General features: G+C 61.1%; 8 protein-coding genes. 3 read left to right on the forward strand and 5 right to left on the reverse strand.

The features are described from left to right. Positions 1-3: 3 nt before the first annotated feature. From prsR to ACCAA_RS07660, 3 genes are all read right to left on the reverse strand, one after another. A complete protein-coding gene (prsR, locus tag ACCAA_RS07650; protein ID WP_186406641.1) occupies positions 4-1362 on the reverse strand; it encodes a PEP-CTERM-box response regulator transcription factor in 1359 nt (452 codons plus the stop codon). Next, positions 1359-3470 (reverse strand): XrtA/PEP-CTERM system histidine kinase PrsK, encoded by a 2112-nt coding sequence (gene prsK, locus ACCAA_RS07655; RefSeq protein WP_186406654.1) that lies wholly within the window; start codon positions 3468-3470, stop codon positions 1359-1361. Before prsK ends, prsR begins: the two co-directional genes overlap by 4 nt. Before the next feature lie 61 nt (positions 3471-3531). Further along, positions 3532-4914 (reverse strand): TIGR03013 family XrtA/PEP-CTERM system glycosyltransferase, encoded by a 1383-nt coding sequence (locus ACCAA_RS07660; protein WP_186406642.1) that lies wholly within the window; start codon positions 4912-4914, stop codon positions 3532-3534. 639 nt (positions 4915-5553) lie between these two features. Here ACCAA_RS07660 and ACCAA_RS07665 point away from each other — a divergent pair. Genes ACCAA_RS07665 through ACCAA_RS07675 form a run of 3 tightly spaced genes read left to right on the forward strand, consistent with a single transcriptional unit; the run spans position 5554 to position 7044 of the window. Continuing rightward, the gene (locus tag ACCAA_RS07665; RefSeq protein ID WP_245754487.1) at positions 5554-6000 is read left to right on the forward strand and encodes an NfeD family protein; all 447 of its coding nucleotides are present in this window, start codon (positions 5554-5556) and stop codon (positions 5998-6000) included. Continuing rightward, positions 5997-6863: an SPFH domain-containing protein gene (locus ACCAA_RS07670; RefSeq protein WP_186406643.1), complete on the forward strand. Its 867-nt coding sequence runs from the start codon at positions 5997-5999 to the stop codon at positions 6861-6863. Before ACCAA_RS07665 ends, ACCAA_RS07670 begins: the two co-directional genes overlap by 4 nt. Positions 6864-6900: 37 nt before the next feature. Beyond that, positions 6901-7044, forward strand: a complete 144-nt coding sequence (locus ACCAA_RS07675; protein ID WP_186406644.1) for a hypothetical protein — start codon at positions 6901-6903, stop codon at positions 7042-7044. Positions 7045-7095: 51 nt separating this feature from the next. Here the strand turns inward: ACCAA_RS07675 and ACCAA_RS07680 are convergent, their stop codons facing one another. Together ACCAA_RS07680 and ACCAA_RS07685 are read right to left on the reverse strand one after the other, a co-directional pair. Continuing rightward, positions 7096-8232, reverse strand: a complete 1137-nt coding sequence (locus tag ACCAA_RS07680) for a sensor domain-containing diguanylate cyclase (RefSeq protein ID WP_186406645.1) — start codon at positions 8230-8232, stop codon at positions 7096-7098. Between the two features lie 73 nt (positions 8233-8305). After that, on the reverse strand, positions 8306-9103 hold a 798-nt coding region (locus ACCAA_RS07685; protein ID WP_186406646.1), incomplete at its 5' end, for an FIST N-terminal domain-containing protein.

Genomic DNA, 9103 nt, shown 5'->3' on the forward strand with positions numbered 1-9103 from the left:
AAACTACTTCAGTCCAAATCGATGCATCAGGTCGTACAGGGTGGGGCGGCTGACGCCGAGCAGCTCGGCGGCCCTGACCACATTCCCGTCAGCGCGCGCCAGCGCTGTGATGATCGCCCGCCGTTCCGCGTCGTCGCGGGCCTGGCGCAGATCCATCACGCCCGCTTCACTCCCCTCGGCGCCCGACAAGCCTACGTCCTCGGCCGTAATCTGGTTGGCATCGGCCATGATGACCGCCCGTTTGATGCAGTTCTCCAGCTCGCGCACGTTGCCAGGCCAGGTGTAGCTTGCGATCGCGCGCAAGGCATCTTCGCCCAAGCTGAGTCCGCTGCGATTCTGTTCGTCGGCAAAGCGCCGTACGAAGGCATGCGCCAGCAACGCAGCATCCCCCGAACGGGCGCGCAAGGGTGGGATGTTTACCACAATTTCCGCCAGTCGATAGAACAAATCCTCGCGAAAACGCCCCTCTACGATCAGCGACTTCAGATTCTGGTGGGTCGCGCAGACGATGCGGACATTGACCGGGATCTCGTGCCTCCCGCCGATCCGTTCGATGACGCGCTCCTGCAGAAAACGCAGCAACTTGGCCTGCAGCGAATGCGGCAGGTCGCCGATCTCGTCGAGCATCAGGGTGCCGTTGTGGGCCGTCTCGATCTTCCCCGGCGTCATTTTTGCCGCTCCGGTAAAGGCCCCTTTCTCGTAGCCGAAGAGTTCGCTTTCCAGCAGGTTCTCCGGGATTGCCGCACAGTTGATGGCCACGAAGCGCTCGCGGCGCCTGGGCGACGACTCGTGCACGGCGCGCGCCAGCAATTCCTTGCCGGTTCCGCTTTCGCCGAGCAACAGGACCGTCGCATCGGTTACCGCAACCCGCTCGATCGTGCGACAGACGCGTAGCAACTCCGGGTCCCGGGTCAGCAAGCCCGACAGAACATCGGGTTGCTGCATCGACAGCAGGCGCTTGTTCTCCTGCTGCAGTTCATATAGACGGTAAGCGCGCTGGATGGTCAGGCCCAGCATTTCGATCTCGAAGGGCTTGGCAAAGAAATCATAGGCGCCCAGCGCGATGGCGCGCAGCGCGTTGGTTCGATCGTTCTGCCCGGTCAAGACAATGATCTTGGTGTCCGGTGCCAGAGTCAGCATTTCTGCGAGCAGTCTGAAACCTTCGGAAACGGAATCGGCATCGGGTGGCAGGCCGAGATCCATGGTCACCACCGGTGGCTGGTAGCGTCGCACCTGGACCAGGGCGCTTTCGCGGTCATCGGCAGTCAGTGTCTCGTACTGGTCGAAAGCCCAGCGGATCTGCGTCTGCAGGGCTCGATCGTCCTCGACGATGAGCAGGTGAGGCAACTTCCCGGAACTCATTCGGACTCCTTGGGTGACGCCACGGTCTTCATTCCGGGGCCTGTATCAAACAGGGGCAGCAACAGGTCTACCCGCGTTCCGACATCGACGGTACTATCTACCGACACTTTACCGCCGAGCTCATGAACGTACTGGAAGCTCTCGTAGGCGCCAATTCCCATGCCCGTCGGTTTGGTCGTCTGAAAGGGCTTGAAAAGACGCTCACGAACGAACTGCGGGCTCATCCCGTGTCCGCTATCGCCGACCTCGATCAGCGCATGGTTCCCCTGCCGGGCCAGTCTGACCCACACGCGACCACCCCCTTCGGTGGCTTCGAGGGCGTTCTGCACAAGATGGCCGATCACACGTTCGATCCGATCTTCGTGTCCGCGGGCGACAAGTCTCTCTTCGATGTTCACCTCCACTTCTCGTCCCTGCCCGGACTTGGCGGTCTGGATCCGGCGCATCACATCGGACAGATCGATCCCGCGCGGACCATCGAGCGGCGTCGCTCCCTGGCGTAGTTGCATCATCAACTGTCGCATGCGCTCAACCGAATGTTCAACGGTCATCAGCATGTCCTTCTGGAATTCGGGGTTGTCCCGATGGCGCTCGGCGTTCTTGAGCATCAAGGACAACTGAGCGATGATGTTCTTCAGATCATGCACCACAAAGGCCGACATGCGGTTGAACGAATCGAACTTTCTGACTTCGAGCAGCGCTTCGCTGGCCTGCATCTGCCCGAGAAAGGCACCGGCCTGCCGCGCGGCAGTTTTCAGGAGATCGTTGACCTCCCAGTTCACATCGATTCTGGTCCGCGCGGTGGCGAGCACCACGAAGGCGATCAGTTCGTTGCCGGTGGTCAGCGGCACCACCAGCCAGGCGTCGGGCACATCAACGAGCCAGGCAGGAAGAATGAGACCATCATAGCGACGGGGCAGGGAACGATACTCTTCGAGATTGATCACCCAGCCGCTGTCGAGCAGAAAACGGCACAGCGAAGTCCCTTCGTCCTCAGTCGCCGGCAACACGGGCATGTTCCAGCAGGCAGCCTGAGCAAAGAACCGTCCCGAAGGATCCTTCAACCATAGCGCACCGCCCGGGCTCTCGACCATGTCACCCAAGCCACGGACGACCTGCTGTCCCATGGCGGAAAAGCCGCCCTGCGCGGATAGCGTCTGCGTGAAACGCAGCCACTCCTCACGATAATCGTAGCGATAGCTGAAGAAATGCTTGCCCACCAGCACCCTCAAACGGGCGCGCATCGAACCCGAAAAGGTCAGCGCGACCAGGATCAGCAAGGCCGTGAAGAGCAGCGCCAGTTGCACGGCGCGCCCCCATTCGCCGCCAAAGAAGCGGACGTAGTAACCGGCCGAAGCAATGAACAGGAGATAGGCGCCGACGATGACCAGGGTCGCCGACTGCACGGCTGCCCGTTGCGACATCACCAGTCGCCTCTTCCAGTCGTGGCTGCGAATTGCCGACAAAGCGACCAGCGGCAAACCCAGGGCATAGGCGAAACCGCGCACGCTGAAGGCGTCTGTGTCGATCCGGTTGAACAGCAGAGCGTCCGAGTAGAGGTACAGGTCGAAAAGGAAAGGACCGCCAAGTCCGAGACACAGGGGCTTGATGCTCCAGCGAAAGTCGTGCGAGACAGTGCGGAAGAGGTGCTCGATCAGCACCAGGCCGAAGACGCTCATCCCCAGAGACATGAGCAGAGCCAGGCGTTGCGCGGGAATCAGGAAATCGATGCCGAAGATCACCAGCGTCTGCGCGCCGCAACCGGCGACCGTGAGCAGGACCGCCAGCGCGGCCAACCAGCGCACCCGCTGCGGCGAGCGCCCGCCTTCGCCCTCCTCCGGCTTGACAAGAACGAGAAGGAACCAGGTCCAGCCGCCGAAGCGTAGCGCATCGGCCAGCAGGCTGCCGGCAAGAAAAACGCTCTCTTGGGTGAGCACAAACGCCAGCACGAGCATCGCCCATAGTGCCGACAGGGCAACGGCGACAAACATTGCCCGACTGCGCCGACCGGTGCGCCAACCGGAAGCCAGGTACAACGTCAGAAAGGCCGCCAGCACGCCTGCCAGTCCGTAACTCCACGCAGTAACCACGACCATCTTGCTGTCCATCACGATCTGCAATCCTCTTGTCTCGTCGTCTGCCTGCCTGCGGCAACGCCGCGCGAATGTTTCACTGAGCGCCCTTGCCGGTCAATACCACGCCGACCGTCTGGAACAGAATCACGACATCAAGGAACAAGGAGTGATTCTTGACATAGTACAGATCGTACTGGAGTTTCTGTATGGAGTCGTCGACCGTTGAACCATAGTGGTAGCTGACCTGCGCCCAGCCGGTGACCCCTGGCTTCACGCTGTGGCGAACGGCATAGAACGGCACGTCGCGTGTCAGTTGGTCAACAAAGAAAGGGCGCTCCGGGCGCGGCCCGACCAGACTCATATCCCCGGTCAGAACGCTGTACAGTTGCGGCAACTCGTCGATCCGTACCTTGCGGATGAATCGACCGACACGGGTCACCCGATTGTCATTGGCCGTTGCCCAGCGCGGCAGCCCGTCACTCTCGGCGTCGTTGCGCATGCTGCGAAACTTGATGACCTTGAACAGACGGCCATCAAGGCCAACGCGTTCCTGGCGATAGAAGACTGGAAAGCCGTCTTCGAGAACGATCATCATCGCCGTGACCAGCATCACGGGCAGGGTGAGCAGCAACAGGAACGACGCCACGACGATGTCGAACAGGCGCTTGATGCTCGCACGCCGCCAACTCTGCCGAAAACCCTCGCCAAAAATCAGCCAGCTCACACGCAAGGAATCTATGCGGATCTGTCCGAGCGCACGTTCAAAGTAACTTGCCAGGTCGAGGACCTTGACGCCGGATAGCTTGCATTCAAGGAGTTCGCGCAAGGGAAGGGCACCACCACGACGCTCGCGCACGGCGACGATGATCTCGTCGACCTTCAGGGAATGCGCGGTGTCCGAAAGCGACATGTGGTCGGAGAGAATGACTTGCGAGGGAACGACGACTTCTGCGTCGGTGGGACTGGGATAAAAACCGACGATCTGAATGTCGGGGTCCGATTTGCGCAGCACACGGCCGACGTTTTCCGCTTCCTCGCCGACGCCAAAGACCAGCACGCGGTGAGCGAGCAAGGAACCGGTTCCGCTGTGCGCTGAATGGACGCGATGGACCAGCGTTGCAAAGAGGGCGGAGAGACCGGAGAGCAGCATGAAAGCTCGATCGACCTCGGCCACCGCCAGCATCGAAAATACCAGATAGGCCAGCGGGATGGCCAGGTAAAGAGACAACACGGCGCGCGCCTGTGTCTCGGCCCGGGTGCGGCTATGCACTCGCTGATAGATACCCAACCAGGCGTTGAGGACGATCATCATCAGTGCAAAGATCACGGCATAGAAAGCGGCCTTGTCGAGTCCGAGCTGGCCTCCATGGCCAATCCACACGGCCGCTAAAATCACACAAAGCACCGGAAGCATCAGGTCGACGGCAACCTGGGCGATTGTCTTCCGATGGAACCAATGATTGAACACCTTGATCACGATGGACCCCCTTGCAAGCACGAACCTGAAAACTTCTCGTTGATGATGGATTTTCGGAGAGTCTTCCTGTTTCTGGTTTCAGGAAAACTAAGCAAATCTCACAAAACCAAGGCTATCACTGAGGAGAACTACAGACCGTGACCTAATGCACAAGCAAAGGATGATACGAGAGGAAGGAAGCCGATCAGCCGCGACGCGAACCACGGCCGTGCCTTGAAAACAATGCGCAACACTATGATAAAACATGCTATTCTTGGTAGTTGCCGGGTCGTTTATGGTCTCATTGTACTATATGGGGGCCGTTTCCGGACGGTTGGACGACTAAGGCGGACGTTGCAGAGGATTCTCCTGGAAACGTCCGGAGAAACCACACCCAGCAGAGCAGCAAGTTGATCAGCGCAATTACGACGCCTGGACAAACACCACGAGACCAGAATGGTCAGAGACGTATGGCCGACGCGTTCCCGGACGATGGCCAGCCGCAAGCTCCCTGCGCACTTGCCAGCCGACGCGTTATGGCGTCTAATCGGCGAGCATCTCGCCCCGACGATCTCCCGTTCTGCGCCCTCTCCGGTGTGCTGCCTGGGTCGGTCAACTTCCGGGTAAGCCGGGTAGGTGGGGTATGCGGAGGAGCAGCGCGTGTTTTCGGCCGAATGGTGGCACTGGATCGTACTTGGACTGGCCCTTACGATGGCCGAGATGGTCATCGTCTCGTTCTTTGTCGTCTGGTTCGGGCTCGCTGCTGCGGGCGTCGGGGTGATCCTGCTGCTCGTGCCTGACATCGCGTTGTCGACGCAGATCCTGCTTTGGGCAGTGCTGTCGACCCTGCTGGTCGGCATCTGGTTTCGCTATCTGCGACCACGAACGATGACCGCCGTCGGCACCTCGGCGGCGACGGTGGCCGGCGAGGTCGGCATTCTGGTCGCCGACATCACTCCCGATAGCCGTGGTCAGGTGCGTTTTCAGAAGCCGATCCTCGGTGCCGACGCCTGGGAATGCTATTCCGATACCGTGATCACGGCTGGCGAGCGCGTGCGCGTCGTCGCCGTCGAAGGAAGTTACGTCAAAGTGGAGAAAGCAAGATGAGCGGCATGACCATAGTTTCCATCGTTCTTTTCGTTTTTGTCGCGGTCACCGTCGCCTATGGCGTGCGCATCGTGCCGCAGGGCGAAGAGTGGATCGTGCAGCGCGTGGGCAAGTACTGCACCACGCTGCTGCCGGGATTGCGCTTCATCATTCCCTACGTGGACATCGTTTCGTACAAGGTCACGACCAAGGACATCATTCTCGACGTCCAGGAGCAGGAGGTGATCACGCGTGACAACGCGGTGATCGTGGTCAACGCCATCGCGTTCATCAAAGTGACCGATCCGGTGAAAGCCGTCTACGGTGTCCAGGATTATTCGGAGGCCATTCGCAACATGATCATGACCACCCTGCGCTCGATCGTCGGCGACATGGAACTCGACCAGGCGCTGTCGTCACGCGACATGATCAAGGCGCGCCTGAAAGCCGGCGTCGCCGACGAAGCGCTCGACTGGGGCCTGACCGTAAAGTCCGTCGAGATCCAGGACATCAAACCCTCGCAGTCGATGCAGCGGGCGATGGAAATGCAGGCCTCGGCCGAGCGCGAGCGCAAGGCCATGGTGACCCGCGCCGAAGGCGAGAAGCAGTCGATGATCCTGACCGCCGAAGCGCGCCTGGAATCGGCCAAGCGCGATGGCCAGGCGCAGATCACCCTCGCCGAGGCGTCGTCGCAGGCGATTACCAAGGTCACCGGCGCTTTCGGCGACAATGAACTGCCGATGCTCTACCTGCTCGGCGAGAAATACATCACCAGTCTCGGCAAGATCGCCGAGTCCGACAACGCCAAAGTCGTGCTCCTGCCGGCCGACCTGCAGAGCACCCTGCGCGGACTCTTCCAGCGCTTGCCCGGTAACGGGAAATGACTGACCAGGCCGCCCCATTTGTCGACGGAGAGAGTCGATGAACACCGGCTGGATCATTTTTGGCCTCTGTATCGTGTTCGTTCTCGGCGCCGCGATGCCGCTCATCAGGGATCGCCGCCGGGACCAGACGCCGCCCCTGCCACGCAAGGAAACTCTGCGTGACTGGCGCAACGAAAACTAGCCTCGTGGGCGGTTGCGATTCGGCATTCGTGAACTCAGTGCACCGGCGTCGTCATCCGGGTCCAGCGCCGTGTTGCCCCGCCGGGCTGGTCGTCGCTCCGACACTGACATTGACGCGGTTGCGGCCGGCCGCCTTGGCCGCATACAGCGCCCGGTCGGCGGCGGCGATCAGTTCGTCGCCATTGCGGCCATCGCGCGGAAAGGTGGCAATGCCGAACGAAGCGGTCACCGAGATCAGCGATCCGCCATGGTTGACCGGTGCGCTGGCAATCGCAACGCGCAACTGCTCGGCGCGCTCGACGGCAATTTCTGCCGTCATTCCGGGCAGGACGAGCAGAAACTCCTCGCCGCCGTAGCGGCAGTAGATATCGCTGCCGCGCGCGTGGCGCTTGAGCAACGCGCCGAAGACCCGTAGAGCCTCGTCGCCGCCAAGATGTCCATGGCGGTCATTGACCGCCTTGAAGTGATCGAGATCGGCCAGGATCACGCTGACTGGTCGCCCCTCGCGCTTGGCCTCAAGCAACTCGCGGCCAAGCGTGTCCTGAAGGTAGCGGCGGTTGTAGAGCCCGGTCAGTGCGTCATGAGTCGACTGTTCGCGCAGTTCCTGCTGCAATGCCTGCACCTCACGCTCGGCGCGCTTGCGTTCGCTGATGTCCATGACCACGCTGACCAGGAGCAGCTTGCCGCCGATATCCATTCCACGACAATGGCTTTCGATGTCCCGCACAGCCCCATCCTTGCGTAAACCGTGGAATACGTAATCGACCGGCCCCGCTTCTCCGTTCAGTCGCCGGCGGAAATGCTCGGTCACCAGCGGCCGATCGCTCTCGACGACCAGATCGAGCGGCCCCAAGGCCCGGATTTCATCGTCCTCGTAGCCGAAAATTTCGTTGAACCTGGCATTGGTGTAGCTGAACTGCTGATCCTCGATAATGACGATGCCCACCAGCGACTGATTTACCACGGCACGAAACCTGGCTTCCGATTCGCGCAGCGAGCGGTTGGTCCGCTCGTTTTCGCGCAGAGCCGCTTCGAGTTCGACGGTGCGCTGGCGCACCTGCTCCTCGAGCATGATCGCGGTCTGGAACAGGCTGAAGTCGGAACCCTGAACGCTGGTGCTACGTTCGGCGCGGTCCATCAGGACGCGGATGATCTTGTTGAGCCGCGTGACCTCGGCCGGCCAGTCCACTGACGGCACTGACTGCGCTGACTGCCGTGACGGTGGCAAATCCTGTGCATCCGGGGCGCGAGGGCAGGCAGGCTCAGCCACTGACGACCTCGCCGATGGCAATGCCGGTGAGCGTCTGATTGACATGCACGCCGCGGTACTGCTCGCCATAGCTGTTGAAGCCTATGACATTGTTGTCCCGGAAGATGCTTTCCACACGGTTCAACAGTCCGCACTGGGTAATTTCCAGCTTGCGCAGGATGCAGTCGCAGCCGACGGCCAGTTGCGGCTGGCCGATTGCGGCCTCTAGCGCGGCAAAGGCGTGCTCGAGATTGTCTACCAGGTTCACGCCGCGCCCGACGCGCAAGACCATGCCTTCCTCGATGGCGCAGAGAAAAGTCAGGCTGCCGTCGGGATTGGCCTTCTGGATCGAGCGCACGTAGTTCGTGCCGGCAATCAGAACCACTAGCGGCGACCGTGCAAAGTGCCTGGGTTCGAGGCTGTGCACGCTCGCCCCGACCAGCCGGGCATAAGTCTCGGCGGCCGGCCAGCCGTCGATTTCCCTGACCACCCGCTGCCCGGCGTCGGCCGCCGTCACTACCAGTCGCTGGTCGGTGGGGACAAAATGCTGAGTCTTGAATATCCGAAAAGGCAAGGGAGTAGTGACCAGCACCAGGACGGCGCTATCGGCATGGAAGTCGCCGTCGAAAAACACGTGCGTGTGGCCAAAAACGAGGCCGTCGGCAGCCGATCCGCCGACCAACGGGAGTCTGCCCAGCTCACTTTGCAAAGTGCGCGTAACTGCCTCTTCGCGCGTCGACAAGCCATCTGCGTATTTCGCGGAACGTGACCGGTCGTTTCGCGTGATCGTGACCGGTGGAGAGATGCTGCA

The sequence above is a fragment of the Candidatus Accumulibacter aalborgensis genome (genome assembly GCF_900089955.1).
In the GTDB taxonomy this organism is placed as follows: domain Bacteria; phylum Pseudomonadota; class Gammaproteobacteria; order Burkholderiales; family Rhodocyclaceae; genus Accumulibacter; species Accumulibacter aalborgensis.

Excerpts from the sequence above, each read along its gene's own strand:
- prsR (WP_186406641.1), bottom strand. The coding sequence starts at position 1,362 with ATGAGTTCCGGGAAGTTGCCTCACCTGCTCATCGTCGAGGACGATCGA.
- prsK (WP_186406654.1), bottom strand. The coding sequence starts at position 3,470 with ATGGACAGCAAGATGGTCGTGGTTACTGCGTGGAGTTACGGACTGGCA.
- ACCAA_RS07670 (WP_186406643.1), top strand. The coding sequence starts at position 5,997 with ATGAGCGGCATGACCATAGTTTCCATCGTTCTTTTCGTTTTTGTCGCG.
- ACCAA_RS07675 (WP_186406644.1), top strand. The coding sequence starts at position 6,901 with ATGAACACCGGCTGGATCATTTTTGGCCTCTGTATCGTGTTCGTTCTC.